The 24,470-nt window shown below is 70.1% G+C and carries 25 protein-coding genes, 1 rRNA gene and 1 pseudogene; 9 read left to right on the top strand and 18 right to left on the bottom strand.

Going from position 1 to position 24,470, the window contains the following annotated elements; translation table 11 throughout:
• The 3 genes from AC060L_RS27860 to AC060L_RS27850 form a co-directional block, all read right to left on the bottom strand.
• A 16S ribosomal RNA gene (locus tag AC060L_RS27860) occupies positions 1–125 on the bottom strand; the annotation flags it as partial.
• A 630-nt stretch (positions 126–755) separates the two neighbouring features.
• Positions 756–2,021: a tyrosine--tRNA ligase gene (tyrS, locus tag AC060L_RS27855; protein ID WP_483801692.1), complete on the bottom strand. Its 1,266-nt coding sequence runs from the start codon at positions 2,019–2,021 to the stop codon at positions 756–758.
• Between the two features lie 151 nt (positions 2,022–2,172).
• Positions 2,173–2,772, bottom strand: coding sequence for a DNA-3-methyladenine glycosylase (locus AC060L_RS27850; RefSeq protein ID WP_483801700.1), 600 nt, complete (start codon positions 2,770–2,772; stop codon positions 2,173–2,175).
• A gap of 283 nt (positions 2,773–3,055) precedes the next feature.
• Between AC060L_RS27850 and AC060L_RS27845 the strand changes: the two genes are divergently transcribed.
• Positions 3,056–3,595, top strand: coding sequence for an HNH endonuclease (locus AC060L_RS27845; RefSeq protein WP_483801691.1), 540 nt, complete (start codon positions 3,056–3,058; stop codon positions 3,593–3,595).
• Positions 3,596–3,698: 103 nt separating this feature from the next.
• Here the strand turns inward: AC060L_RS27845 and AC060L_RS27840 are convergent, their stop codons facing one another.
• The 6 genes from AC060L_RS27840 to AC060L_RS27815 all read right to left on the bottom strand — a co-directional run bounded on the left by AC060L_RS27840 (position 3,699) and on the right by AC060L_RS27815 (position 9,669).
• A complete protein-coding gene (locus AC060L_RS27840; RefSeq protein ID WP_483801690.1) occupies positions 3,699–5,675 on the bottom strand; it encodes an outer membrane protein assembly factor BamB family protein in 1,977 nt (658 codons plus the stop codon).
• A 109-nt stretch (positions 5,676–5,784) separates the two neighbouring features.
• Positions 5,785–6,084, bottom strand: coding sequence for a 4a-hydroxytetrahydrobiopterin dehydratase (locus AC060L_RS27835; protein ID WP_483801689.1), 300 nt, complete (start codon positions 6,082–6,084; stop codon positions 5,785–5,787).
• 113 nt (positions 6,085–6,197) lie between these two features.
• On the bottom strand, positions 6,198–6,956 hold the full coding sequence (locus AC060L_RS27830; RefSeq protein WP_483801688.1) for a sulfite exporter TauE/SafE family protein: 759 nt from the start codon (positions 6,954–6,956) through the stop codon (positions 6,198–6,200).
• Positions 6,957–7,118: 162 nt separating this feature from the next.
• Positions 7,119–8,135 carry an SPFH domain-containing protein gene (locus AC060L_RS27825; RefSeq protein ID WP_483801687.1) on the bottom strand — a complete coding sequence of 339 codons (1,017 nt, stop codon included), beginning with the start codon at positions 8,133–8,135 and terminating at the stop codon, positions 7,119–7,121.
• Positions 8,136–8,267: 132 nt separating this feature from the next.
• Positions 8,268–8,690, bottom strand: coding sequence for an NfeD family protein (locus AC060L_RS27820; RefSeq protein ID WP_483801686.1), 423 nt, complete (start codon positions 8,688–8,690; stop codon positions 8,268–8,270).
• A gap of 187 nt (positions 8,691–8,877) precedes the next feature.
• Positions 8,878–9,669 carry an ABC transporter ATP-binding protein gene (locus tag AC060L_RS27815; RefSeq protein ID WP_483801685.1) on the bottom strand — a complete coding sequence of 264 codons (792 nt, stop codon included), beginning with the start codon at positions 9,667–9,669 and terminating at the stop codon, positions 8,878–8,880.
• A gap of 269 nt (positions 9,670–9,938) precedes the next feature.
• On the opposite strand from AC060L_RS27815, the gene AC060L_RS27810 reads away from it, so the two are divergent.
• Entirely contained in the window at positions 9,939–10,715 is a 777-nt protein-coding gene (locus tag AC060L_RS27810; RefSeq protein WP_483801699.1) for a hypothetical protein, read from the top strand.
• A gap of 26 nt (positions 10,716–10,741) precedes the next feature.
• On the opposite strand, the gene AC060L_RS27805 is transcribed toward AC060L_RS27810, so the two are convergent.
• Entirely contained in the window at positions 10,742–11,386 is a 645-nt protein-coding gene (locus AC060L_RS27805) for a response regulator (protein WP_483801698.1), read from the bottom strand.
• Positions 11,387–11,432: 46 nt separating this feature from the next.
• A complete protein-coding gene (locus tag AC060L_RS27800) occupies positions 11,433–12,578 on the bottom strand; it encodes a GAF domain-containing sensor histidine kinase (RefSeq protein ID WP_483801697.1) in 1,146 nt (381 codons plus the stop codon).
• A gap of 86 nt (positions 12,579–12,664) precedes the next feature.
• Between AC060L_RS27800 and AC060L_RS27795 the strand changes: the two are divergent.
• A pseudogene (locus AC060L_RS27795) lies at positions 12,665–13,078 on the top strand (tyrosine-type recombinase/integrase); the annotation flags it as partial.
• Positions 13,079–13,282: 204 nt separating this feature from the next.
• Here AC060L_RS27795 and AC060L_RS27790 read toward each other — a convergent pair.
• From AC060L_RS27790 to AC060L_RS27765, 6 genes are all read right to left on the bottom strand, one after another.
• Positions 13,283–13,783 carry an SUKH-4 family immunity protein gene (locus tag AC060L_RS27790; RefSeq protein WP_483801684.1) on the bottom strand — a complete coding sequence of 167 codons (501 nt, stop codon included), beginning with the start codon at positions 13,781–13,783 and terminating at the stop codon, positions 13,283–13,285.
• Positions 13,784–13,856: 73 nt separating this feature from the next.
• Positions 13,857–14,225, bottom strand: a complete 369-nt coding sequence (locus AC060L_RS27785; RefSeq protein ID WP_483801683.1) for a nucleic acid/nucleotide deaminase domain-containing protein — start codon at positions 14,223–14,225, stop codon at positions 13,857–13,859.
• A 193-nt stretch (positions 14,226–14,418) separates the two neighbouring features.
• A complete protein-coding gene (locus tag AC060L_RS27780) occupies positions 14,419–14,670 on the bottom strand; it encodes a DUF7848 domain-containing protein (protein ID WP_483801682.1) in 252 nt (83 codons plus the stop codon).
• Positions 14,670–15,077, bottom strand: coding sequence for a hypothetical protein (locus tag AC060L_RS27775; RefSeq protein WP_483801681.1), 408 nt, complete (start codon positions 15,075–15,077; stop codon positions 14,670–14,672). Before AC060L_RS27775 ends, AC060L_RS27780 begins: the two co-directional genes overlap by 1 nt.
• A gap of 134 nt (positions 15,078–15,211) precedes the next feature.
• On the bottom strand, positions 15,212–16,453 hold the full coding sequence (locus AC060L_RS27770; RefSeq protein WP_483801680.1) for a helix-turn-helix domain-containing protein: 1,242 nt from the start codon (positions 16,451–16,453) through the stop codon (positions 15,212–15,214).
• A gap of 606 nt (positions 16,454–17,059) precedes the next feature.
• The gene (locus tag AC060L_RS27765; RefSeq protein ID WP_483801679.1) at positions 17,060–18,148 is read right to left on the bottom strand and encodes a GntR family transcriptional regulator; all 1,089 of its coding nucleotides are present in this window, start codon (positions 18,146–18,148) and stop codon (positions 17,060–17,062) included.
• A gap of 195 nt (positions 18,149–18,343) precedes the next feature.
• On the opposite strand from AC060L_RS27765, the gene AC060L_RS27760 reads away from it, so the two are divergent.
• The 6 genes from AC060L_RS27760 to AC060L_RS27735 all read left to right on the top strand — a co-directional run bounded on the left by AC060L_RS27760 (position 18,344) and on the right by AC060L_RS27735 (position 24,083).
• Positions 18,344–18,676 carry an SCO3933 family regulatory protein gene (locus tag AC060L_RS27760; RefSeq protein ID WP_483801678.1) on the top strand — a complete coding sequence of 111 codons (333 nt, stop codon included), beginning with the start codon at positions 18,344–18,346 and terminating at the stop codon, positions 18,674–18,676.
• 97 nt (positions 18,677–18,773) lie between these two features.
• Positions 18,774–20,183, top strand: a complete 1,410-nt coding sequence (locus tag AC060L_RS27755) for a P-loop NTPase family protein (RefSeq protein WP_483801677.1) — start codon at positions 18,774–18,776, stop codon at positions 20,181–20,183.
• A gap of 41 nt (positions 20,184–20,224) precedes the next feature.
• The gene (locus AC060L_RS27750) at positions 20,225–20,977 is read left to right on the top strand and encodes a DUF2637 domain-containing protein (protein WP_483801676.1); all 753 of its coding nucleotides are present in this window, start codon (positions 20,225–20,227) and stop codon (positions 20,975–20,977) included.
• Positions 20,978–21,118: 141 nt separating this feature from the next.
• A complete protein-coding gene (locus AC060L_RS27745; protein WP_483801675.1) occupies positions 21,119–22,567 on the top strand; it encodes a replication initiator in 1,449 nt (482 codons plus the stop codon).
• Positions 22,564–22,773 (top strand): helix-turn-helix domain-containing protein, encoded by a 210-nt coding sequence (locus AC060L_RS27740; RefSeq protein WP_483801674.1) that lies wholly within the window; start codon positions 22,564–22,566, stop codon positions 22,771–22,773. The genes AC060L_RS27745 and AC060L_RS27740 overlap by 4 nt, the downstream gene beginning before the upstream one ends.
• Positions 22,773–24,083 carry a tyrosine-type recombinase/integrase gene (locus AC060L_RS27735; RefSeq protein WP_483801673.1) on the top strand — a complete coding sequence of 437 codons (1,311 nt, stop codon included), beginning with the start codon at positions 22,773–22,775 and terminating at the stop codon, positions 24,081–24,083. The genes AC060L_RS27740 and AC060L_RS27735 overlap by 1 nt, the downstream gene beginning before the upstream one ends.
• Positions 24,084–24,176: 93 nt before the next feature.
• Here AC060L_RS27735 and AC060L_RS27730 read toward each other — a convergent pair whose 3' ends face one another.
• Positions 24,177–24,467, bottom strand: coding sequence for a barstar family protein (locus AC060L_RS27730; RefSeq protein ID WP_483801672.1), 291 nt, complete (start codon positions 24,465–24,467; stop codon positions 24,177–24,179).
• Between the last annotated feature and the right edge of the window lie 3 nt (positions 24,468–24,470).

Here is a 24,470-nt window from a genome sequence, read left to right as displayed (position 1 = left end):
CAGATTGCCCACGTGTTACTCACCCGTTCGCCACTGATCCACCCCGAAGGGCTTCACCGTTCGACTTGCATGTGTTAAGCACGCCGCCAGCGTTCGTCCTGAGCCAGGATCAAACTCTCCGTGAATGTCTGCTCGTAATCGAGCGAACACCCGCGTTGAGCGGCACGACGATCAGCGGAATAGGCCGACCCCGTGCACTGCGTCCTCGCTAGTGTTTTTACTACTAAAAGGAATCTCCAACCCCAGTCATAAGACCGAGGCCGGGGATGTCAACATATCTGGCGTTGACTTTTGGCACGCTGTTGAGTTCTCAAGGAACGGACGCTACCTTTGAGCTGCTCTCACAGTCTCTCCGGGCGCTTCGTTCTTACTTCGTAAAGCTTATCAGACGTTTTCCGTTCCGTTTCCGGCTCCGGAATTCATTCCGACTTGCTTTTCCGCCTTTCGCGGCGACCGCCACTCTACCGCATTTCCGGACCAGGTCCGGACCATGCCGAATCCATCAGGATTAAGCGAGGTGGTAAATCGGTAAATGTGATGGTCGCTCCGGTCGGAATCGGGCTTGCCTTGCGGCTTCCCTGGTGTCCGTCCGGTTCAGGCGACTCGGTCAACACTAGGCCAGTCGGGCGAGGGCGTCAAACGCCGAGGGGCCAGATCTGACCAGATCTGGCCCCTCGGTGGTGTCTGCCCAGCTCAAGGGCTATTGCGATCAAGCCAACTGACGTCTGTTCAACGTCGGCCGGCGTGAGGCGGCCTCAGTTCGAGGCCAGCTCCACGGCCGCGAGGTTGCGCTTTCCACGGCGCAGCACCAGCCAGCGACCGTGCAGCAGGTCCTCGGCGACCGGCACCGCGTCCTCGTCGGCGACCTTCGCGTTGTTCAGGTACGCGCCGCCCTCCTTGAGGGTCCGGCGGGCAGCCGAACGGCTGGGGGCGAGGCCGACGGCGACCAGCAGGTCGGCCATCGGAGCGAGCTCGGTGACCTCGGCGCGCGGGAGCTCGGCGAGAGCCGAGGCCAGCGTGACGGAGTCCAGCTCGGCCAGGTCGCCCTGGCCGAACAGCGCCTTGGACGCGGCGACGGCGCGCTCGAACTGCTCCGCGCCGTGCACCAGCGTGGTGAGCTCCTCGGCGAGCGCACGCTGGGCGAGCCGGGCCTGCGGGCGCTCGGCGGTCTCCCGCTCCAGCTCCTCGATCTCCGCCTTCGAGCGGAAGCTGAAGATCCGCAGGAAGTTGGAGACGTCCCGGTCGTCCGCGTTCAGCCAGAACTGGTAGAAGGCGTACGGCGTGGTCAGCTCGGGGTCGAGCCAGATCGTGCCGGTCTCCGTCTTGCCGAACTTGGTGCCGTCCGCCTTGACGATCAGCGGGGTGGCGAGCGCGTGCACCGACTTGCCCTCGGCCTTGCGGACCAGGTCGGTGCCGGCCGTCAGGTTGCCCCACTGGTCGCTGCCGCCGGTCTGCAGCGTGCAGCCGTAGCGCCGGTTCAGCTCCAGGAAGTCGTTGCCCTGGAGGATCTGGTAGCTGAACTCGGTGTAGCTGATGCCCGCGTCGGAGTTGAGCCGTCGGGCGACGGCCTCCTTGGCGATCATGTTGTTGACCCGGAAGTACTTGCCGATGTCGCGCAGCAGGCTGATCGCGGACATCTCGGCGGTCCAGTCGAGGTTGTTCACGATCCGCGCCGCGAACTCACCCTCGAAGTCGAGGAACCGCTCGACCTGGCCGCGCACCCGGTTCACCCAGCCGGAGACCGTCTCGGGGTCGTTGAGCACCCGCTCGGCGGTCGGCTTGGGGTCGCCGATCAGACCCGTCGCGCCGCCGACCAGGCCCAGCGGCAGGTGGCCGGCGTCCTGGATCCGGCGCATCGTGAGCAGCTGCACCAGGTTGCCGAGGTGCAGGCTCGGCGCGGTCGGGTCGAAGCCGCAATAGAAGGTGACCGGACCGTCCGCGAACGCCTTGCGCAATGCGTCCTCGTCGGTGGAAAGGGCGATCAGCCCACGCCACCGCAGCTCGTCGACGATGTCCGTCACGGTCACGCTTCTCCTTGGTCGGTCGGGCCGCCGGCCCGAAATGGCTCCTGTCGAGATCCAGCGTGTCTGAGGGTACGCGTTTCGCGCCACGGGGTTTTACCTGCGGCCTGCCCACGGCGCACCACCGGCGATACGACGGCTCCACGACTGCTCACCGGCGGCGCGGGGTGTGGGCACGGTACGGGCTGACGCTGGGCTCGCCCTCGGTCCAGAACCGCCACGGCGTGTCGGCGCCGGTGGACACGCCGGTGCGCGGGCCGCTGCGGATCAGCCCGGCCGGTGGCGGGGTGCCGGGCAGCAGTCGCAGGACCGGGCCGGCCACCAGGTCCGTGCCGTCCTGGCTCCGGTCCACGCCGAGCGCCTGGGCGAGCCGGGCCGGTCCCTGCGCCAGATCGCTGTCGCGGCGGCTGGTCGGCCGGCGCAGCCGGGCCTGCGGCGTCCCCCGGACCACCTCACCCGCTCGCAGCAGCACCCCGCTCGGGTGCTCCCCCGGGCCGCAGACCAGGTTCAGGCACCAGTGCATGCCGTAGGTGAAGTAGACGTACGCGTGGCCCGGCGGGCCGAACATCGCGGCGTTGCGCGTGGTGCGGCCACGGTAGGCGTGCGAGGCGGGGTCGTCCGGGCCCAGGTACGCCTCGACCTCGGTGAGCCGGATCTCGACCGTCCCGGCGGGCAGCGTGCAGCGCAGCACCCGGCCGAGCAGGGCGGGCGCGACCTCGTCGGCCGGGCGGTCGAAGAACGAGCGCGGCAGCGGACGGCCTGCGGCGACCGAGGCCGGACGGTCGGCGGCGGTCGGACGGTCGGCAGCAGCGGTCGGCCGGTCGGCGGCAGCGGCAGCGGCAGCGGCAGCGGCAGCAGTCGAACGGTCGGTGGCCGGAGTCTTCTCAGTGGCGTCGTTCGGCACGGGACCGAGCGTAGCCGCCTGGTCGGACAGCGGCGGGTCCGGCGAAATTCCGTTGTCCGGCCGGACTTTGGCAGCGACAGTGGACGGGTCCGCCATGGCGGCGGCGGTGGCCTGGAAGGTGTCCGGAGAAATGCGCAACACGCTGGTCCTGAACGCGAGCTACGAACCGCTCTCGACCGTTTCGCTGCAGCGAGCCGTGGTCCTGGTACTCCAGGACAAGGCCGTCGTGGAACAGGCGCATCCGCTGCGGGTGGTCCGGGCGAGCGGCCTGTCGCTGCCGGTGCCCCGGGTGATCAGACTCCAGCGGTACGTCCGGGTGCCGTTCCGACAACGGGCGCCGTGGTCGCGGCGGGGCGTGCTGGTCCGTGACCAGCACCTGTGTGCGTACTGCGGGCGGCGGGCCACCACGGTGGACCACCTGCAGCCGAAGTCGCGCGGCGGCGCCGACAGTTGGCTGAACACCGTGGCCGCGTGCGCCGAGGACAACCAGCGCAAGGCCGACCGCACGCCGGAGCAGGCCGGCATGGCGCTGCTGCGCCGGCCGTTCGAGCCGACGCCGGAGGCCTCGCTGATGCTGGCCCTCGGGCTGCGCGCCGGCGAGGTCGGCGAGCTGGCGGACTGGCTGCCGCAACCGGCCGCCCCGACCGGCGCGGCGGTGGCGGTGGCGTAGGCGTAGGCGAGCCCGGCCCGGCCCGTCCGCTCGGCCACATGCGCCGGGACGGCCCGCCCGCGGGGGCAGGCCGTCCCGGCGACGGCTGGTGGGCGGAGGGGGGTCAGCCCTTGGCCGCCTGGTAGGCGGCGGCGGTGCCGAAGACCGTCGAGTGCTGCGGGACGACGACCACCTTGTCACTGCCGATCAGCACCCGGCCGGAGCCGAGCAGCGAGCCGGTGTTCGGCGGGAAGCCGCCGCCGACCGCCTCCTGACCGTTCGCCAGCGCGAACCGGCTGAGGTGCGCGGGCTGGCCGAGCCGCTCGTCGGCGGCCAGCACCAGCGAGCCGTTGTCCAGGCCGACCGCGGTCACCGTGCCCTTCTCGGCGACGACGGTGTGCCAGAGCTGCTTGCCGGTGGTCAGGTCGTAGCCGACCACGGCCGGTGCGGCGCCGGCCGCGCTCGGCTTCAGCATGGTGACCAGCGTGTGGTCCTGGACGAACACGTCGGGCACCGGGTCGAAGCTGCCGTACGTGGTGTCCAGCGTGCCGTCGGGCGTCACCACCGGGATCTCCACGCCCGGGTCACCGCTCGGGCCCCAGGCGAGCAGCTTCTCGTCGGCCGGCTGCTGGCCGGTCACCAGCATCACGGCCGGTTCGGCGGAGAGCACGCTGACGGTCGTCGGGCTGTTCTTCACCTCGCGGTTCCAGAGCACCTTGCCGTCCGCGATGCCGAGCGCCACGGCCTGCTCGCCCGGCGTGCTGTCGGCACAACTGCTGTGCACCAGCACGGTGTTGCCGGTGGCGCTGCCGGAGAGCGTGCAGAACTTGCCCTGCCCGCCGTACTGCCAGGCGTCCGTGCCGTCCGCGGCGGACCAGGCGCTCACCTTGTCGTCGGCGACCGCCACCACCTTGTCGTTGCCGACCGCGACGTGCGCGGCGAACGGCTTGCTCCCGTCGGAGAGGCTCTTGTTCCAGATCCCCTTGCCGGCCTTGGTGTCCACCACGACGAGCGTGTTGCACGGGCTCTTCGGGTCGGCCTGGGTCCGGAACAGCACCCCGCCGATCCCCGCGGCGTTGACCGTCGGGGACGCGCCGCACGGGACGGCCCCCTGCGCGGGCGCGTCGACGCTCCAGGTCGGCTTGCCCGTCGCCAGGTCGTAGGCGTGCACGCCGTTGCTGTCCACCCGGACCAGCGCGCTGGCGGTCAGCCAGCTGCCGACCAGCGTGTCGCCGGCGCCCTGCGCCGTGGCGGCGGCCTGGTCGGCCCAGATCTTGTTGTGCGCGACGGCGAAACCGGCGTCCGAGGAGGGCGCGGGCGCGCTGTCGTGGTGCGTGCTGCCGCCACCGCCACCGCTGGTCGCGACTATGCCGGCGGTGACCAGGACGGCCAGCGCGGCGACACCGGCGCCGCCGCGGACCAGCAGTGCCCGGCGGTCCGGCGTGTGGCCGCCGGCCAGCACCGAGGAGGTGACACCGGTGACGGCGGCCTTGGCGCGGTCGGCGAGCGAGGCGCTGCCACCGTCCTTGCCGTCCTTGCCGCCCTTGGCTTTGCCACCCGCCCGGCGGCCGGTCGGCGCGGCGGACTCGGCCGTCCCGTCGTCCTCGGCCGGCTCCATGGACTCGGCGGACTCCGCGGACCCGTCGGGCTCGCCGGCCGTGCCGGGCTCGTGAGCGAACTCGTGACCGGGCTCGGGCGTCGAGCCGTCAGGAACGTGGCCCGGCTCGGCCGGCGGCTGCGCGTACGGGTCCGGGTACGTCACGGTGCCGTCCGGAGCCTGCTGGTACTCGGTGCCCTGGTACTCGGCGCCCTGGTAGCCGCCGTGCTCCTGCTGGCCGTAGTCCTGGTAGACCGGGTAGCCGGCGGTCTGCGCGTCGTGCAGCGGGACCTGGCCGTTCTCCTGCCACTGCCACGGCTGCTGCTCATGCGGTTGCTGCTGCTCGTACTGCGGCTGCTCGTGCAGCTGCTGCTGCTCGTGCTGCTGCGGGTGCTGCTGCTCGGTCCCGTACCACTGCTGCTGGTAGTCGTACCCGGCGGACTCCTGCCCGCTGTGGTCCTGGGGGTACCCCTGGCCAAAGGCTGGGGGGTTGTCCTGTGCCATGCGATCCGTCCGTCCCGACTGCGTGCAAACGAACGCCAGCATCTCACGACGAACGCACGCCCCTGCGGGCCCAAGGCCGTTCCAGGGTCCGGAACCGGCTGCCGGACGGTCAGGACTCGCGGGCCAGCGCCTCGTCGATCACGGCTGCCAGTCGCAGGTCCAGGCCGGTCAGCCCGCCCGCGCTGTGGGTGGACAGCGCGAACGTGAGCGTGCGCCAGCGGATGTCGATGTCGGGGTGGTGGTCCAGTTGCTCGGCCGCCTCGGCGACCGCCACCACGACCCGGATCGCGGCCGGGAAGTCGGCGGCGTCGGCGGTGCGGGTGATCGTGGCGCCCTGTCGCCGCCACTGCGGCAGCGCGGCCAGTCCGGTGCTGATCTCGGCCTCGGTGAGGAGGGTCCTGTCGGTCATCGGCTGGCTCCCGTGGTGGCTTCAGGGTGCTACGAGGTGGTCTGCGCGGTACGCGGTGGTCCGCGCCGGGGAGCCTACCGGGCCCGCTCCCCCACACCGCCGCTGACAGGCCGTCAGGCGAGGAGCAGCTTCGCCACCGCGATCAGGCCGACCACCACGATCAGCGCGCGCAGCGCTATCGGCGGCAGCCGCCGCCCGACCTTGGCGCCGAGCAGCCCGCCGAGCGCCGAGCCGACCGCGATCAGCAGCGCGGCCGTCCAGTCGATCGTGGTGGTGAAGCAGAAGAAGACCGCGGCGACGCCGTTCACGATCAGCGCCAGCACGTTCTTGACCGCGTTCATCCGCTGTAGCTCGTCGCGCAGCAGCATGCCCATCAGCGCCAGCAGCAGCACGCCCTGGGCGGCACCGAAGTAGCCGCCGTAGACGCCGGTCAGGAAGACGCCGCAGATCAGCGGCCAGCTGCCGTCCGGGTTGCTGGGCCGGCCGCCGCGGGCGGCGACCGCGCGGGCCACCCGGGGCTGGATCACCACCAGGACCAGGGCGAGCAGGATCAGCACCGGGACGATCGCGTCGAACGCGCTGCTCGGCAGCCGGGTGAGCAGTACCGCGCCGAGCAGTCCGCCGAGCAGCGAGGCACTGCCCAGGCGCAGCAGCCGGCCGCGCTGGTCGGCCAGCTCGCGCCGGTATCCGTAGGCGCCGCTGATCGAGCCGGGCACCAGGCCCAGCGTGTTGGAGACGTTGGCGGTGACCGGCGGCAGGCCCAGTGCGAGCAGGACCGGGAACGTGATCAGCGTCCCCGATCCGACGATCACATTGATGGTGCCCGCGCCTGCTCCGGCGGCGAAGACCGCCAGCCCTTCCCAAGGAGTCATGGACTCGTCCCTACTGTTCGCGTGTCCGCCCCCAGAAGGGTGGCGGCGCTCGCGATCATGCCCGAGATCCGGGAGGACGCCTATGGTGTTTTGCTATGAGAGATGCCGGTCTCATGAGTAGAGACCGGCACCTTTTCCTGCAGCTGGATCACTCCAGCTCGATCACTCCGGGTCGATCTTGGGGTACTCGCGGGCCGGGTTCACCCGCGGGCGGGCGGTGCCGTCGGCGGGCGGCGGCACCTGCTTGGTCAGGTCCGGGCCGGCGCTGCCGACCGACGGGCCGGCGCCCGATCCCGCGCCCCCGCCGCCGTTCATGCCGCCGAACGCGCCGCCGAGGCCCTTGAGCGCGTCGCCGACCTCGCTCGGGATGATCCACAGCTTGTTGGAGTCGCCCTGTGCCAGCTGCGGCAGCGTCTGCAGGTACTGGTAGGCGAGCAGCTTCTGGTCGGCGTCGCCGTCGTGGATCGCCTCGAAGACGGTGCGGATCGCGGCCGCCTCACCGTCGGCCTTGAGCACTGCGGCCTGCGCCTCACCCTCGGCGCTGAGCACGGCCGCCTGCTTCTCACCCTCGGCCCGCAGGATCGCCGCCTGCCGCTGGCCCTCGGCGGTGAGGACGGCGGCGCGCTTGTCACGCTCGGCGCGCATCTGCTTCTCCATCGAGTCCTGGATGGAGGTCGGCGGCTCGATCGCCTTGAGCTCGACCCGGTTGACCCGGATGCCCCACTTGCCGGTCGCCTCGTCCAGCACGCCACGCAGACCGGCGTTGATCACCTCGCGCGAGGTGAGCGTGGACTCCAGGTCCATCGAGCCGATGATGTTGCGCAGCGTGGTGACGGTGAGCTGCTCGATCGCCTGGATGAAGCTGGCGACCTCGTACGTCGCGGCCCGGGCGTCGGTCACCTGGTAGTAGATGACGGTGTCGATGTTGACCACCAGGTTGTCCTGGGTGATCACCGGCTGCGGCGGGAACGGGACCACCTGCTCGCGCAGGTCGATCCGGTTGCGGATGGTGTCGATGAACGGGACCACGATGTTGAGGCCGGCGTTCAGGGTGCGGGTGTAGCGGCCGAACCGCTCCACGATCGCAGCGCTCGCCTGCGGGATCACCTGGATCGTCCGGATCAGTGCGATGAACGCCACCACTACCAGAACGATCAGCACGATGAGGACGGGTTCCACGGTGTCTCCCCTGGACAACTGGACGGTATTGAGAATTGGCCGAAAGCTGACTTCACGACGGATCCGGCGGGCGCCGGATCACGACCCCGGATCACGACCTCCGGGTCCTGGACCTCTGACTCCCTGCCCCGGCTACATCACGAGCGCCGTCGCGCCCTTGATCTCGACCACGTCCACCTGCTCACCGGGCTCGTAGCTCTGCTCCGGGTGCAGGGCGCGGGCCGACCAGACCTCGCCGTTGAGCTTGATCCGACCGCCGTGCTGATCCACCCGCTCCTGCACGACGGCGGTCGCCCCCTGGAGTGCGTCGATGCCCATCCGGACCTGCGGGCCACGGTCCAGGCGCCGGTAGGCGATCGGCCGGACCACCGCGAGCATGGCGACCGAGACCACCAGGAACGTGACGAACTGCCAGACCACGTCGAGACCGAGGCCGGCGGCTATCGCGGCCGAGCCGGCGCCGAGTGCGAACAGCCCGAACTCCGGCAGCGCCGTGATAACCAGCGGCACTCCCAGAGCGACGGCGACCAGGAGCCACCAGACCCAGCTGTCCACAGAGCCATCCTAGGGAGGAAACAGGGTGTGGTGTGGTGGGTTCCCGCAGGTCGAGCAGCGGAAACCGGCCGCGTGTACGACCGGTCCCGACCGGCCATCCGGCGGCGGTGCCCAAGCGGCGCCGAAGCAGCGCCGCAGGAGTACCGCAGGAGTACCGAAGCGGTGGCCGTCCCCGTGCCGAGTTGCCTCAGCCGAGCGGCAGGCCCTGCGCCGACCAGCGGTCGCCGTGCCGCTCCAGGGTCAGCGGCAGGCCGAAGCAGAGCGAGAGGTTGCGGGCCGTCAGCTCGGTGTCGATCGGACCGGCGGTGAGCACCTTGCCCTGACGGATCATCAGCACGTGCGTGAAGCCGGGCGCGATCTCCTCGACGTGGTGGGTGACCACGGCCATGGCCGGCGCGTACTCGTCCTGGGCCAGCGCGCCGAGGCGGCGGACCAGGTCCTCGCGGCCGCCGAGGTCCAGGCCGGCGGCCGGCTCGTCCAGCAGCAGCAGCTCGGGGTCGGTCATCAGCGCGCGGGCGATCAGGGTGCGCTTGCGCTCGCCCTCGGAGAGGGTGCCGAACACCCGCTGCTCGTAGCCGCCCATGCCGAGCCGGTCGAGCAGCAGCAGGGCGCGCGACTCGTCGGTGGTCTCGTAGCTCTCCTGCCAGGTGGCGGTCATCCCGTACGCGGCGGTGAGCACGGTCTGCAGGACCGTCTGCTCGCGCGGGATCCGGTCCAGCAGCGAGGCGCCGGCCAGGCCGATCCGCTGGCGCAGCTCGAAGACGTCGACCGCGCCGAGCTTCTCACCGAGCACCGCGACCGTGCCGCTGGTGGGGTGCAGGTAGCTCGCCGCGACCTGGAGCAGGGTGGTCTTGCCCGCGCCGTTGGGGCCGAGGATCACCCAGCGCTCACCCTCCGCAACCGACCAGGAGACCTGGCTGATCAGCGCGCGGCCTTCCCGGACCACGGAAACGTCCACCAGCTCCAGCACGTCGCTCATGCCTAGCCTTCCCCAATGCAGATTCTCGGCCGTCCGGGGCCCTGCGCAGCGGGGTCCTGCGCGAAGGTCCGCGGGGTGCGGGCCACTCGTGTCGACAAGTCGGTGCGGGCGGGCAGCCTACTCCGCCGGCCGGGTGGGCAGGGAGGGAGTACGTCTGCACGAAACAGCACCGGGCCAAACCTACGCCACGCGGGTGGCCGCCTTGTCCGTAGGCTGGCGGGATGCCGCTCACTCCTGCCGAGAATCCGTCCGTCGATCCCTCCGCCGGTCTGTTCGCCGAGCCCCGCTCCGCCCGACTGACCGCCTGGGGGAACTCCTTCCTCGCCGGTTACGCGCCGCCGGACCAGGTGGTCGAGGAGGTGGTGCGCAGTGACGAGAGACACCGGGTGACCGGCCTGCCCGGCGACGCCGAGGGCGAGCAGCACGGTCTCAGCTGGGCGCTCGGGCGGCTGCGGGTGCTCGGTGCCAAGGGCCTGCGGCTGGCGCTGCCGGCCGAGGGCCATCCGCTCGGCCTGACCGGGCCCGCCGCGTTCAACGGCGCCGCGCTGGCGGCCGGCGAGGCGGTGCTGGCGGTCGGCCTGCCGGTCGGCCTGGTCCCCGAGGTCGAGGTGTTCGGGCCGCCCGGCGACCAGTCGGCCACCGTGCTCTGGCGCTGCCTGGAGGTGCGCGACGCGCCCCCGGCCGACGTCCCCTCGCTGCACGAGGCGGAGTACGAGCTGACCGCCGGGCTGCGCGAGACGACCGTGCTGCTCGCCCGGCTCGACGTGGCCGGCGCCGGCCCGGAGGCGCTGCGGGCGCTGGAGCAGTACCGGCGTCGCGGGCACAGCCAGCTGCTGGCTCCCGGCTACCCGCCGCGCGCGGTGCGGGTGCTGGAGTCGGCGCGCCAGGTCTCGGCGCTGCTCGCGATCGCGGCCGGCGGGCACGGCGCGGCGGTGAGCGCCGGTGAGATGGCCGCCCGGACGGCGGCGCTCGCCCCGCTGCGGCGCACGGCGCGCCGGGCGCAGGTGGCGGCGTACAACGCGCTGGTGGACGAGCCCGCGTCCTGAGCCCCGTGGCAGGACACCTGGGGGGCTCAGCCGTCCACCGCGCCGTTGCGGACGGCCCAGAGCGCGGCCTGGGTGCGGTCGGCGAGGTCCAGCTTCATCAGGATGTTGGAGACGTGCGTCTTCACCGTCTTCTCGGAGAGGTTGAGGCTGCGGGCGATCTCCCGGTTCGAGCGGCCGTCGGCGAGGTGGCCGAGCACCTCGCGCTCACGCTCCGTCAGCGTCCCGCCGCGGCCGTGGGAGGCGCGCGGCGAGTCGTCGGCGAGCAGCGCGCCGGCCAGCTCGGGCTGGAGCAGCACGTGACCGGCGTGCACCGAGCGGATCGCCCCGGCCAGCGCCTCGGGGTCGACGTCCTTGTACACGTACCCCGCCGCGCCCGCGCGCAGCGCCGGGACCACGGTGCGGTGCTCGGTGAAGCTGGTGACGATCAGCACCCGGGCCGGGTTGCCCTCCTCCTTCAGCAGGCGCAGCGCCTCGATGCCGTCGACCCCCGGCATCTTCAGGTCCATCAGGACCACATCGGGCGCCAGGCGCTGGGTCTCGGCGACGCCCTCGGCGCCGTCGGCGGCCTCGCCGACCACCTCGATGTCGTCCTGCACCTCCAGGAAGGTGCGCAGGCCGCGGCGGACCACCTGGTGGTCGTCCACCAGCAGCACCCGGATCGGCCGCTTCACCGCTGCTGCCCCTGCTGCCGCTGCTGCCGCTGCTCCCACGGTCTCGTCAGGCACCGGGCACCTCCAGTTCGATGACGGTTCCCCGGCCCGGCGCCGAGGTGAGGGTGAGCCGGCCGCCGACGGTCTGCGCACGGTCGCGCATCGAGACCAGCCCCAGGTGCCGGCCGGCCCGCCGGACGCCCTCGGGGTCGAAGCCACGGCCGTCGTCACTGACCGTCAGCAGCGCGCCCCTGCTGCTGGTGCCGCGCAGCGTGACCGCCACGCTCTTCGCCTCCGCGTGCCGCAGCGCGTTGTGCAGCGCCTCCTGGGCGATCCGCAGCACCGCCGCCTCCTGCGCGGGCGGCAGCGTGCGGACCCCGCCGTCGGTGTCGAACGCGACGCTGGCGCTGTGCGCGCGGTCCAGCACCTGCACCTGGCTGGCGAGCGTGGCGACCAGTCCGTCCTCGTCCAGCGCCGCCGGGCGCAGCTCGATCACGACCGCGCGCAGCTCGTCCGCCGCCTCCGCCGCCAGCCGGGTCACCTCGGCGAGCTCGGCCCTGGCCCGGTCGGGGTCACGGTCGATCAGCGTCGCGGCGGCCTTCGCGGTCAGGCGCAGGCTGAACAGCTTCTGCGACACGGCGTCGTGCAGATCGTGCGCGATCCGGGCCCGCTCGCCGGCCAGCGTCAGCTCCCGGCTGCGCTCGTACAGGCGGGCGTTGCCGAGCGCGATCGACGCGTGCGCGGCGAGGATGCCGAGCAGCCGTTCGTCGTGCGCGGTGAAGCCGCCGTCCTTGTTCGCCAGGAAGATCGCGCCGAGGATCTCGTCCCCGTCGAGGATCGGCATCCCGAGGAAGTCCTTCATGTCGGGGTGCGCATCCGGCCACCCCTCGAACGCCGGCGCCTGCCGAACGTCGCTCAGCCGGGTCGGCGTGAACTCGTGCAGCATCGTCGCGAGCACCCCGTGCTGACGCGGCAGCGGCCCGATCGCCTTCCACTGCTCATCGGTCACCCCGTCCACGACGAACTGCGCGAACCCCCCGTGATCGTCGGGCACCCCGAGCGCGGCGTACTCGGCCCCGAGCAGACTGCGCGCCGACGCGGTGATCCGCCGCAGCACCTCGCGCACTTCGAGGTGCCCGCTCATCGCGAGCACGGCCGCACTGACGGCTTCGAGGCTGTCCAGTGCCTGCCCGTCGAACGGCCCGTCCTTGATCCCCATGCGGCAACGGTAGCGCGGGGCCACCGGCCCCCGCGTGGGGCTCCGGACGGGGTGGGCGTAGGGCGCAGGGCTTAGGCCTCCTGGAACAACGCCGCGAGCAGCAGCGCCAGGAGCACGATGCGTCGGGCCCGGACTGGAAGGAGAGCGGCTACGTCTTCACCCGGCCCGACAGCCACCCCATCGAACCCACAACCCTCACCCGCCACTTCAACGCACTCCTCCGCCGAGCACACCTCCGCCAGATCCGCTTCCACGACCTGAGGCACTCGACCGCGACCCTCCTCCTGGAACAGGGCGTCGAACTCGTCGTCATCAAGGAACTCCTCGGCCACGCCCACATCGGCGTCACCGCCACCGTCTACGCACACGTCCGCCTCCGCCTCCAGCGCGACGCCATCGACCTCCTCGGCCGCACCCTCGGCAAACCCTCTGAGGCCGGCACCGACCCCGATGAAGACAACGGCCCACCGCTTTGTGCGGCGCCCGTCCGTTGACGTTGCCGTCAACTACTGCCGTCAGACACCCCGGAAGCCCCCTGCCAGAACCAATCTGGCAGGGGGCTTCCGGATTTCATTGGCACGGCTTGATCGCCATTCAGAAATGTCTTAGCCGCCCAGTCTCGACGGCCGACCCCGCCAGCCCCGAACCTCCCGAGGGTTCCCAGCTAGCCGACATAAGGCCATCGCAATGTCCTGCCACTACCCAAGGACATCTTCTGTAGAAAAATCCCCGATCTCAATATCATTCACGAGCGTTTCCCAAAATCCATCCCGAATGAAGGCATCTGGGTCGACATCCCGAACAATTCCTTCTACGGCTCTTGCGGCAGCCATCCACTCACTATCATCGCTGTCTGAGTCATAGAAGGGGAACCGCTCAATCACTGCCCGCACCAGCGCAACAAAGTTGGGGAGTGATGAACTCACGAGGCTCGCGTGGTTCGCGTCTTGCTCAAGCTTAACCACTGCACCCGTCACGGTATCGAGCAGAATGCTGCCAAAGAGCCCGGTCGAACCGAACCTCACAAGGCTTCCATGACCCCTCGTCAGGGCAGCCGCAGCCCGATACGTCGCCCCGACCATTGCCCTTGGGACCTCAAGCGTTAGATCAGGACCGTCCCAGTCGGGATTCCCGGCACTTGAACCATGGACCTGCGCCATGGCAAAGGACGGCCAGTTCTCGTCAGTCAGATCCACCATTGGAAACCCTCATCCGAACGTTACTTAGAGAGGCGGCACCCCATCCACCGGATGAGGTGCCGCTTCTGCCTAGCTACTTGAATAGGTTGTTGATCGTGTCCTTGATTTCCGAATTGACCGCTCCCCGGTCAACACCGTTCCAATTCCAGGACCAGCTAGTATTCATTCCAGCCGTTAGACCCTCACACTTATTCGCGCATGGCTGGCGCTCGGAGTATAGCTCCACGATCCTCCTGTCGCCAGCTTGCCTGATCAGGTCTTCCTCCGCATGGATACCCGCACTGGATCGCCCGACCAGAATTGTCCCGTCCTGTAGTCGGGCGGCAGCGTAGTTATTTCCCTTGTTGTTTTCTATCAGCCGCTGGAACGCAGTTGCCCTACTCAGATCTGTACTGCCGTATGGAACCAGTCCGCAAGCCGGCCCATCAGTATTGTGAACCAATACTGGCGTGGTGCCGGCGAGTACATAGTACGTGTGCTACGCGACCCCTATCTACCTGCTTTTTCGCAGGTCAACGGTGGTTTGACGGTCCGTCGGTGTCCGTGGATGTGCGCCGAAGTCCGTGGTTATTGCCGTCTCTGCTGCCGTCAGAGGTGTAGACCAATTGCCCTCGGGGACGGCTGCGCGCGTGATCCTACTGCCAGGCTCCGGGATCGGCGCGGACGCCGGTGCGCGTGGTCTGCTCGTACGACTGGTGACCGGTCTGCGCGCAGTGGCCGGCGATCCATCGCGTCAGCTCCTCGGGGGTGTGCAGCTCGCCGGACGCGGCAGCGCAGTTCCGTTCTTCGCCGGTGACGCAGAGCGCCTCGAAGGTCGGCAGCGCCATGGGGTCGGTCACGGTGGTCACGTGGTACTCGCGGAAGCGGTAGCGGGTGGCCTTGCCCATCAGGCTTCCGCCTGTCCGCCCAGGGGGCTGGCGTTCGCAGGTTCGCCCTCCTCGGCCGCCTCCTCCTGCTGCTCCGGGATGCGCTCTCCGCGCGACTGGGCGACCCTGAGCGCGTCCGACAGGGCCTCGGTCAGTCGGCAGGCGAGCCAGCGGTATTCGATGGCCGACTGCGCCTTGGTTCCGGGGGTCAGGATGCCCCGGGCGTACTCCAGCAGCTCGTGACCCATGCCGAGTTGCACGGTTTCGATGCCGTCGGCGAGCGTCGAGATGTAGCCCTTGCCGTCGGTGCTCAGGTAGCAGGGGCGTCCGTCCTCGGTGGTCCATGGCAGCAGGCGGGGTCCCGCCATGCCCGACGCCGCTTCGTGCAACTCCCTGCGACGCAGACGGTCCGCGTCGCTCCTCGGCATGCCCATAGTGGATCTCCGGCCTCGGTCGCTGGAACAGGACACGGCGACCGTAACGATCTGACCACGCATCAATCCACGGGCCCAGCAGGGCAGATCGCAACGCAAGGTTCGCGAACTGCCACGCTGCGTAGCACCTATCCGACGACGCCCAGGTAGCCGGCCATCTCGCGCATGTCGCTGGTCAGGGTGCGCTTGCGCTTGCTCAGGATCTCCTGCATGGTCTCGGCCGCCGAGTTCTGGTGCCTCAGCCACTCGGGGGCGGCTTCACGAGCGCGGGTCAGCTCGTCCATGGCCGCCGACAGGTCTCCGGTTCGCGTGTGGGCGCGCGCCATGTCCAGGGTGAAGCGGTTCCCGTCGTTCGTGCTGGGCCTGCCCAGCCGCTTCCACGCCTTCGGCGACAGCTCGACCTCTTCGCCGCCCTTGCGCACCACCGCGCGGGCGTCCCCGACGACCATGGAGTCTTCGAGCGCCTTGATGGCGGCGGTCACCGGTCCGAAGACGGACCAGTGCCGGGAGACGTTGCGGTGCGCCGTGCCGACGGCGGTTGCCGCCACCCGCGCCGCCTTGCGGTACTCCTTGGCCTCGTCCGGGCGGTTGTTGCGTGCCGCCGCGGCTGCGGCCTCCATGGCCAGACCGCCCCACACCGCGTAGTGGTCGGGCTCGGCGCCGGTGATCTTCGGCTCCACCACGTCCATGCTCTGGGCGGCGATCCTTTCCGCCTCCTCCAGCCGGCCTTGCCGCACCAGCAGCCAGCACATGCAGCCGACTCCGGAGCCGGCCGCGAGCAGGTCCCCGCCCTCCCGTGCGTCCGCGATGGCGCCGCGAAGGGCCGTGTAGGCGATGTCGTACTGCCTCACCTGCGTGAGGTAGGTACCGGCCAGGCGCAACGCCTCGGCGCGGGCGAGCAGGGCTTGCCGGTGCTCTTCGCCGCTGTCGTAGTGGGCGACGGCCCGCGCGGCGTCCCGCAACAGGCCGGGCAGTTGGGCGGCAACGCTCTTGTAGCTGTCGGAGAAGTACAGCACCCGCGCGTCTCGAACCGTTCGAGCGTAGGCGCGTAGGTTCGGTTCCTCGCCCACGGCCTGGGCGTCCTGGTCCACCAGCCCCACCGCCGGGGTGAGCGCGGCGCGAAGCTGGATGAGGTTGAGCCGGTTCGGCTCCTCCCCCCGTCCCACGGGCTCTGGTGCGTCGGACGCGACGAGTGCCGCCGTGGGGATGCCCAGAGCGCGGGCCAGCGCGTGAAGCGTCTCCATACGGACCGTTCCGCCCTGCTCGACCTTCCGGACGGTCGCCGGGGACAGACCCGCCGCGTGGGCAAGCTCCTCCTGACTCATCCCGGCCCGTCGCCGGTACTTCCGTACGTTGTCCGCGAGTTCCATCGTCATCTGCTCACCACCTCCAGCGCCACGGTACGCCTGGTGGGCGAACTGACCGGGCTCTCTGGGCAGATACCCACCCGAGACGGTGACCCACCGCCACGCTTAGCGTCGGGCACGCGGTTGACTGGAACGGCGCGGCGCCCGAGCCTCCAGCAGGCTGCGGGCCTGAGCGGGACGGGTCCCTCGTCGGTCGGGCAGCTTCGCCGGACCAGGGTTCTCCGGGGGCCGCCAAGGCTCACCAGGTGACGCTGGCGCTCGGCCTTGGCGGCCCCCGGGGGTTCCTGGTACGCCTCCGGGGACCGGCCGGCGAGGGGCATGACCCGCGACCCGCAGCCATTCACCACGACGGTGCCGCGCCAGTACTCGGCGCCTGGGTCCCTCGGAGGGAGGGCCTGGGGTGAGGTAGCGCTCTGCGGACTGCGCTGCTCTCGCTGGTGTTGCGCGCCCGGTTCGGCGGGGCCGTCGCTGAGCGGGGCGGAGACAGGAGCGGGCGGCGGCCCCGCCGGGCCGGAGCGCGGCCCGCGACAGCGGGCCGCCTTGATCCAGTAAAGAAACTCTGAACAGCTCGACAGCTCAGCCGTCGGCCCTGTTCGTCCTTGGCCTGGCCTACCCTCGCTGCTCAAGCTCCTTGGTCAGACGGCTGACTTCGGCCTCCAGTTGATGGCGCGTCTCCTGGAGCTGTGCCACCTGCTTCCGCAGGCGGACGAGTTCCTCGGCCTCGTCTCCGGCTGCGGGGGTCTCCGTGACACGTCCAACTGCTGTGTCAGGGTCCGGGGCCTTGCTCACCTGTGTCTTGCGGACGTAGCTGCCGCGGCCGAGGACCGAGTAGATCAGGCCCTCCCCCTTGAGGAGACGCAGGGCGTTCTGAACGGTGGAGCTGGCGACCCCGAAGCGCTCCTGGAGTGCGCGCGCGGCCGGCAGCTGGCTGCCTGGCTTCAACTCACCGTCAAGGATCTCCCTGCGCAAAATGTCGGCGACCTGAATGTAGGGCGGCCGGGAGTCCTCCTCCATGGGCTCATCGAGCGTGTAGTCATCGGCAAGGGTTTCTCCCTCGCGCTCGGCGGCTCGCTGGAGGGACTCGATGCGGGCTTTGGCGAGCATCGAGCGTCGCAGGTTGTTGCGCCCGCCGCCGGTGTGGGCGACTGTGAGGGCACCTCGGGGGGTGCGGTGGATGAGGTGCTCGTGTGCCAGGTGCCAGAGCGCTCGTTCGACGGCTTCGCTGTCGGTGGCGAACATCAGCTGGAGCTTGATGGGCTCGGGGAGCCTGTCCTCGAACTTCAGACGCCCTTCGACGATCGCTTCGCGGATGGCCCAGATCGCTTGGAGGACGGGCGGCTGAGCGTTTCCGGGGCCGGCGGGGTCGTCTTGAGTGTTGTGCTTGGCCTGCTCCCGCTCGGCCTTGGCCTGGTCGGCGATCTGCTGGATCTCCTCCAGGATGGCCTTCTCCCGGTACTCCTTGTCGTGGCTCCGGACATAGCTGCCGCGCCCTTGGACTGAGTAGACGAGCCCTTCGTCCTTGAGTACGCGCAGGGCGTTCTGGACGGTGGAGCTGGCGATCCCGTACCGCTCCTGGAGCGTGCGCGTGGACGGGAGCTTCTCCCCGGGACGGATCCGCTCTTCAAGGATCTCGGCACGCAGCACATCGGCGGCCTGGAGGTACGGCGGCCTGGGGTCCTCTTCGAGCGGCAACGTCATACACCGAGGGTAGCGGCGGGCCCGCACGGATGACACGCCCGTGCGCTCCTCCGTAGCGGGCGTAGTGGCCCAACAGGACGGGTGTATCGCATCACCAAACTGCGCGACTGTATGACTGTTGCGCGTGTGCGACCCTCGCGCTATGGTTCTGGCGGGTCGAACAAGCGACCCCCGAACAAGGGAACTGCCATGGCTATGACCAGGATTCGCGTCGGACTGCTGCCCTCTGCCGTCTGCATGACGGGCACCGATGCGACGCCGAAGATCAAGGACCCGCAGACCGGGGAAATCGCCGCCGACCGCGAGACGGGCGAGCACCTGTTCACGGTCACGGTGATGCTCATGGAGGAGGGGCGCGCGGAGGTCATGAAGCTCACCGTCCCCCAGTCCGGCCTTCCCGACGGGCTCAAGCCGGGCGTCATGGTGCGCCCGGTGGACCTGTTCGCCACGCCGTGGGCGCGGATCTTCAACGGCCAGCTCTCGGAGGGCATCGCCTACCGGGCGGGCCGCTTGGAGGCGGTCAAGTGAGCTGCGCTGTAAGGGCATTGGCTTGCCGACTTCCCGTTTCGACCGGTATCGGCAGCTGGTTCGCCCTCGGGTTCATCTACGACGTGGAAGGCGTGAAGTGAAGGACGTGAACGCGTTCGCCCCGGTCCTGATCGGGGCGGTCCTCGCCCTGGCGGCCCTGTGGGCCGTGGTCGGCCTGGTCCGGTACCTGCGGGTGGACTGTGAGACGCGGGCGAGCATCCGGCAGGGGATGCGCATCCGGTTCGGGTGGGAGCGCCTCGCCAAGATGGCGGGCCTGTCGGTGACCGACAAGACCCCGACGTGGCTCGCCGAGCTGGTCAGCCGTGAGGGCGAGACGCCTAAGCCCCGGGTCCTGGTGCCTCGGATCAAGGTGAAGCCGGACCGGTTCGGGGTGGTGGTGCGGGCCAGGTGCCTGCCGAAGGTGGGACTGGAGGAGTTCCAGCGCTCGGCGCGCTTCCTGGCCGACGCCTGGCGCTGCACGCGGGTGTCCGTGCTGCCGGACGGTCCTGGGCGGGTGGTGATCCGGGCCGTGCGCCTGGACCCGCTCATCACGCCGACCGAGCACGTCCCCACGGGAGCGGTGCCGGGGAGCCTGGACATGTGGGGGCTCGGGCTGGACGAGTACGCCGACGACGTCAGCCTGCCGATGGCGAACGTGCCCGGCGTGACGGTGGCCGGCCTGCCCGGCTTCGGCAAGACGTCGCTGATCAACAAGCTCATCTGCGACCTGGCCCCCTCCGACGCGGTCCAGTTCGCCGTGGCGGACGGCAAGGTCACCACCGCCCACGAAGGGGACTACGCCGATCTGACACCCCGCCTGTTCGCCTTCGCAGGGGACGACCTGGCGGAAGCCAACGCACTGTTCAAGCGCATGGTGAAGCTGCGACGGGGCCGCTCCTCGTCCATCCGCGCCGTGCTGGGCGTGAAGAACATGTGGCACGTCGGTCCGTCTCGCATCTGGCCGCTGACGATCCTGATCATCGACGAAGCGCACACCTACTTCCGCGAGTACAAGGGCAACGACGCCGAGACGAAGAAGCTGGCTGCCTTGTCGGCGGAGAACGCCCGACTCGTCGAGGACCTGGTGAAGAAGGGCCGCAGCGTCGGCATCATGGTCATCCTGGCCACCCAGAAAGCGACCGGCGACGCGATCCCGACGTTCATCCGGGACGTGTGCCCGCTGGGGCTGTCCTTCGCGCAGAAGACGGCGGAAGCCTCCGTAGCCGCGCTCGGGGACGACATTCGCAACTGGCCGGACGCGAACCCGGTCAACCTCCAGGACCCGGCCTACGTCGGGGTGGCCTCCATGGGAGTGCAGGGCCGTCCGGGCTTCACCCGCGTGCGCACCCCGTACGTGTCCGACGCCGACGCGGCCCGGATCGCCGACGACACCGCCCACCTGACCGAAAACCCGGCCGCATACCTCGACGTCTACCCGGGCCCGATCGACTGGAAGCCCGCCTTCATGGACGACGACGCCGACACCCTGATGACCGAAGCGGCCTGACGATTAATGTAACTCGCTATCAAGAAAGGAGAGTTGGCCTGATGGCCGAGGATCGCCTCACACAGCGCACCGTGACCGTGGTCATGGCGGTCATCGCCCTGCTGGCGTTCGTGTTCTCCTTCGGCAACGTCTGGGCACTGGCTCTGCGGCTCGGGGTGCCCCACCCGGTCGCGCCGCTGATCGCCCCCATGGTGGACCTGTCCGTGATCGGGCTCCTCGTCGGTCTGCGCTCGCTGTCTCTGCGCGGTGTCCCGCAGGAGGAGCTGACGGCCGCGACGCGGTTGATGCACCTGTGCGGCCTGCTGACCCTGGCTCTCAACGTCGCCGAACCTCTGGTAGCTGGACACTACGGCCGTGCCGCCGTCGATGCGGTCGCCCCGCTGCTGCTGCTCGGCTGGGGCCAGGTTGGCCCGCAGTTCCTCCGCCACTTCCACATCCTGAGCGCCCCGAACCCGACGGAGGCCCCAGTCCCGGTTCCGGCCGTGGAACACCTGCCAGACCCGCTCGCATCGCTCGACCCCGCACCGGGGCCCGTCCTCGCACCGGCCTCCGAGCCGGCGCCTGCCCCGGCCGTGATCCTCGCCGCTGAGCCTGAGCCTGCTCCCGTGCCGGCCAAGACGGCCAAGCTCGCCGCGCTCCCGGCCGTTCCTGAGGCCCTGCTGATCGCTGCCCGGCGTATCGCCGAGACGCACCACGCCGAACAGGGCGAGCACATTACGCCCGGTCAGCTGAAGACTCGCCTGGGCGTCACGCTGCCGCTGGCCACCGCCGCACACGCTCAGCTCTCCGCCTGAGCCCCGCCGGCCCCTTCCCCATCTGACCGACCCGCCCGACCGGGCTCGGTTCACCATGCCCCGAGCAGCACCAACACGCCTTCCTGACTGGCTGGTTGCTGCTCGGGGCAACCCCACCCGACAGAAGGGACACGCCCCGACATGGTCACCCTGGACCTGCGCCACGTGGCAAGCCCCGCCGTGCGGGACCTGATCCACCTGGTCAACCTGCCCGACTTCGACCGCGCGCACCAGCAGATCGACCGCCTCGGCGGCTGCACCGAACCCGTGCGCCTGCTCGGCCAGACCACCACCATCGACACGGCAACCGGCGAGGTACTGCGCTCCTACACCACCGCCGACGAGCCCACGGGCAGCCTGCTGACGTCCTGCGGCAACCGCCGCGCCTCGCGCTGCCCGGCCTGCTCCCGCGTCTACGCCGCCGACACGTTCCAACTGATCCGGGCGGGCCTGACCGGCGGCAAGAGCGTGCCGGACACCGTCCGCACCCACCCCCGCGTGTTCGCCACGCTCACCGCGCCCTCCTTCGGCCCCGTCCACAACCGCCCCACCGACACGAGCGGCGCCCTCCAGCCCTGCCGCTGCGGCAAACGCCACGAACCCGCGGACGCGCTGCTCGGCACCCCGCTGGACCCGAAGACCTACGACTACCCGGGCGCAGTGCTGTTCAACGCCCACGCCGGAGCCCTGTGGGCGCGCTTCACCATCTACCTGCGCCGCGAGATCGCCGCCCGACTCGGCCTCACCCAGAAGGCGGCCCGCGCGGTGCTGCGCGTGTCCTTCGCCAAGGTCGCCGAGTACCAGAAGCGCGGCCTGGTCCACTTCCACGCCGTGATCCGCCTCGACGGCCCGGACGGCAACACCCAGCCCCCACCACCCTCCGCCACCGTGACCCTGCTCGCCGACGCCATCCGGGCCGCCGCCGCCCGCGTCTCGATCAGCTTCGTCTCGGACGCCGTCGGGGAACGCGAACTCACCTGGGGCGAACAGCTCGACGTGCTCGAGATCGCCGCCTTCGGCACCGACGCCGAACTGACCGATCACGCCGTCGCCGCCTACGTGGCCAAGTACGCCACCAAGTCCGCCGACTCATCCGGCGCTCTCGACCGCGCCCTGTTCTGCCGCCCCTGCCAGGGACGCGGCATGACCCTGACCGCACACGGAACCCCGCTCACATGCACCACCTGCGGCGGCACCGGACAGGCCCGCCCCCTGCCCCGCCTCGCCGCCGAACGCCACGTGCGGCAGATGATCCGCACCTGCTGGGAGCTCGGCAAACACCCTGAGTTCGCCGACCTCAAGCTCTGGAAATGGGCGCACATGCTCGGCTTCCGGGGCCACTTCTCCACCAAGTCCCGCTGCTACTCCGTCACCCTCGGCCAACTGCGCGACCACCGCCGCGCCTGGCGCACCGAACAGGCCCGAGCCCACGCCGGCCTGCCCGACCTCGACCCGAGCACCACCCTCGTCATCGGCCACTGGGCCTACCACGGCTCGGGCTACAGCCCCGGCGCGGAACTCCTCGCCGCCACCGCCTGGCACCGCAGAGAACTGGAACGGCAGTTCACCGCAGAAGGCGGCCCCTCATGACCACTCTGCTCCCCGGACCGGGCATGAGTGAAGACCTGCTGACAGTCCCCCAGGTCATGGCCCGCCTCCAACTCGGCCGCTCCGCCGTCTACGACCTGCTCCGAACCCGGCAGCTCGCCTCCATCACCCTCGGCCGCTCCCGCCGCATCCCCACCCACGCCCTCACCGACTTCATCCGCACCCGACTCGAACAGGACGCCGCCTGATGACCACACCCCGCGACACCCCCGCCCCCTCGCGCCGCGTTCGCGCCAACGGCGACGGCACCGTCTACCAGCGCAAGGACGGCCGCTGGGAAGCCGCCGGCTACGTCCTCGCCCCCGGCGACACCCGCAAGCGCGTCCGTGTCTACGGCATCACCCGCAAGGAAGCCCTCGCCAAGCTCACCGAGAAGATCGCCACCAGCAACCGCGGCGTCCCCGTCCCCACTGCACAGGGCAGCGTCGCCGCCTACCTGACGTACTGGCTGGAGAACGTCGCCGTCCACCAGCTCCGAGAGAACACCCACACCCGCTACACCGCATGCACGAACCGCTACCTCATCCCCGGCCTCGGCAAAAAGAAGCTCGCGAAGCTAGCCGCCAAGGATGTCCGCACCTGGCTCAACCAGCTCCGCACCACCTGCCAGTGCTGCGCTCGCGGCCTCGACGCCGCCCGCACACAGCCCCGCTGCTGCGCGACCGGCACGTGCTGCGGCAAGCGGCTCTCCCCGCTGACCCTCGCCTACATCCACTCCGTCCTCAAGTCCGCCCTGGAGCACGCCGTCCGGGAGGAAGAGATCCCGCGCAACGTCGCCCGCAACGTCCGCACCGGCACACCCCGCCCCCGCCGCTTCGAACCCCTCACCGCCGACGAAGCCCGCACCCTCCTCACCGCCGCCCAGGGCCACCGCCTCCACGCACTGTTCGAACTCGCCCTCCGCACCGGACTCCGCAAAGGCGAACTCCTCGGCCTGCGCTGGGAAGACCTCGACCACAGCGGCGGCACCGCCAGCATCCGCCGCACCCTCCAACGCACCCGCACCGGCGGCCTCACCACCCTCCCCACCAAGACGGTCAGCTCCGAACGCCGCATCGCCCTCCCGGCCCCCTGCCTGCTCTCACTCCGCGCCCACCGGAAACAGCAGGCCCAGGAGAAGGAGAAGGCCGGCGCGAGCTGGGTGGACAGCGGCCACGTCTTCACCCGGCCCGACGGTCACCCCATCGAACCTGCCACCCTCACCCGCCACTTCAACGCACTCCTCCGCCGCTCCCACTTGCGGGCGATCCGCTTCCACGACCTCAGGCACTCAACCGCGACCCTCCTCCTGGAACAGGGCATCGAACTCGTCGTCATCAAGGAACTCCTCGGCCACGCCCACATCGGCGTCACCGCCACCGTCTACGCACACGTCCGACTCCGCCTCCAGCGCGACGCCATCGACCTCCTCGGCCGCACCCTCGGCAAGCCCTCCGAGGCCACCACCGACCCCGACGACAGCGACGACCCACCGCTTTGTGCAGCACCCGTCCGCTGACGTTGCCGTCAACTACTGCCGTCAGACGCCAAGAAGCCCCGCTGGATCAGTATCCTCCAGCGGGGCTTCTTCGAATTACGTCCCGGCTATCCGCTATTCAAAGCGCACCGTGAATCTTTCATCTAGCCCGAAAGACTCGTCTTGATCCATGACTCTGACCAACACCGAGGAAACCCTCTCAAATACTTCAACACTCAAGAGGATCTTACTAGCCTCGGAGTTTTTCCAGATGATCTCAACGGGACGCTCCACATCCGTGGAGAGACGATCCCACAAGGCGTCGAGATTCCTCCCGTAGTATGGGCCGAAATCCAGCTTCGTTGCCAGAACATCATGCAGCTCCGACTCGGATCGGATCAGCGACCCATCGATGGTGACCCGCACCTC

It is taken from the genome of Kitasatospora sp. NEAU-69 (genome assembly GCF_057158765.1).
Note: the sequence above shows the minus strand (reverse complement) of the source record. Positions and strands in the feature narration are given on the sequence as shown.

Bases quoted from the DNA above. Each gene is read 5' to 3' on its own strand.
- AC060L_RS27845 (WP_483801691.1), top strand. From the start codon at position 3,056: ATGCGCAACACGCTGGTCCTGAACGCGAGCTACGAACCGCTCTCGACC.
- AC060L_RS27840 (WP_483801690.1), bottom strand. From the start codon at position 5,675: ATGGCACAGGACAACCCCCCAGCCTTTGGCCAGGGGTACCCCCAGGAC.
- AC060L_RS27835 (WP_483801689.1), bottom strand. From the start codon at position 6,084: ATGACCGACAGGACCCTCCTCACCGAGGCCGAGATCAGCACCGGACTG.
- AC060L_RS27830 (WP_483801688.1), bottom strand. From the start codon at position 6,956: ATGACTCCTTGGGAAGGGCTGGCGGTCTTCGCCGCCGGAGCAGGCGCG.
- AC060L_RS27815 (WP_483801685.1), bottom strand. From the start codon at position 9,669: ATGAGCGACGTGCTGGAGCTGGTGGACGTTTCCGTGGTCCGGGAAGGC.
- AC060L_RS27790 (WP_483801684.1), bottom strand. From the start codon at position 13,783: ATGGTGGATCTGACTGACGAGAACTGGCCGTCCTTTGCCATGGCGCAG.
- AC060L_RS27780 (WP_483801682.1), bottom strand. From the start codon at position 14,670: ATGGGCAAGGCCACCCGCTACCGCTTCCGCGAGTACCACGTGACCACC.
- AC060L_RS27775 (WP_483801681.1), bottom strand. From the start codon at position 15,077: ATGCCGAGGAGCGACGCGGACCGTCTGCGTCGCAGGGAGTTGCACGAA.
- AC060L_RS27770 (WP_483801680.1), bottom strand. From the start codon at position 16,453: ATGGAACTCGCGGACAACGTACGGAAGTACCGGCGACGGGCCGGGATG.
- AC060L_RS27765 (WP_483801679.1), bottom strand. From the start codon at position 18,148: ATGACGTTGCCGCTCGAAGAGGACCCCAGGCCGCCGTACCTCCAGGCC.
- AC060L_RS27760 (WP_483801678.1), top strand. From the start codon at position 18,344: ATGACCAGGATTCGCGTCGGACTGCTGCCCTCTGCCGTCTGCATGACG.
- AC060L_RS27750 (WP_483801676.1), top strand. From the start codon at position 20,225: ATGGCCGAGGATCGCCTCACACAGCGCACCGTGACCGTGGTCATGGCG.
- AC060L_RS27745 (WP_483801675.1), top strand. From the start codon at position 21,119: ATGGTCACCCTGGACCTGCGCCACGTGGCAAGCCCCGCCGTGCGGGAC.
- AC060L_RS27740 (WP_483801674.1), top strand. From the start codon at position 22,564: ATGACCACTCTGCTCCCCGGACCGGGCATGAGTGAAGACCTGCTGACA.
- AC060L_RS27735 (WP_483801673.1), top strand. From the start codon at position 22,773: ATGACCACACCCCGCGACACCCCCGCCCCCTCGCGCCGCGTTCGCGCC.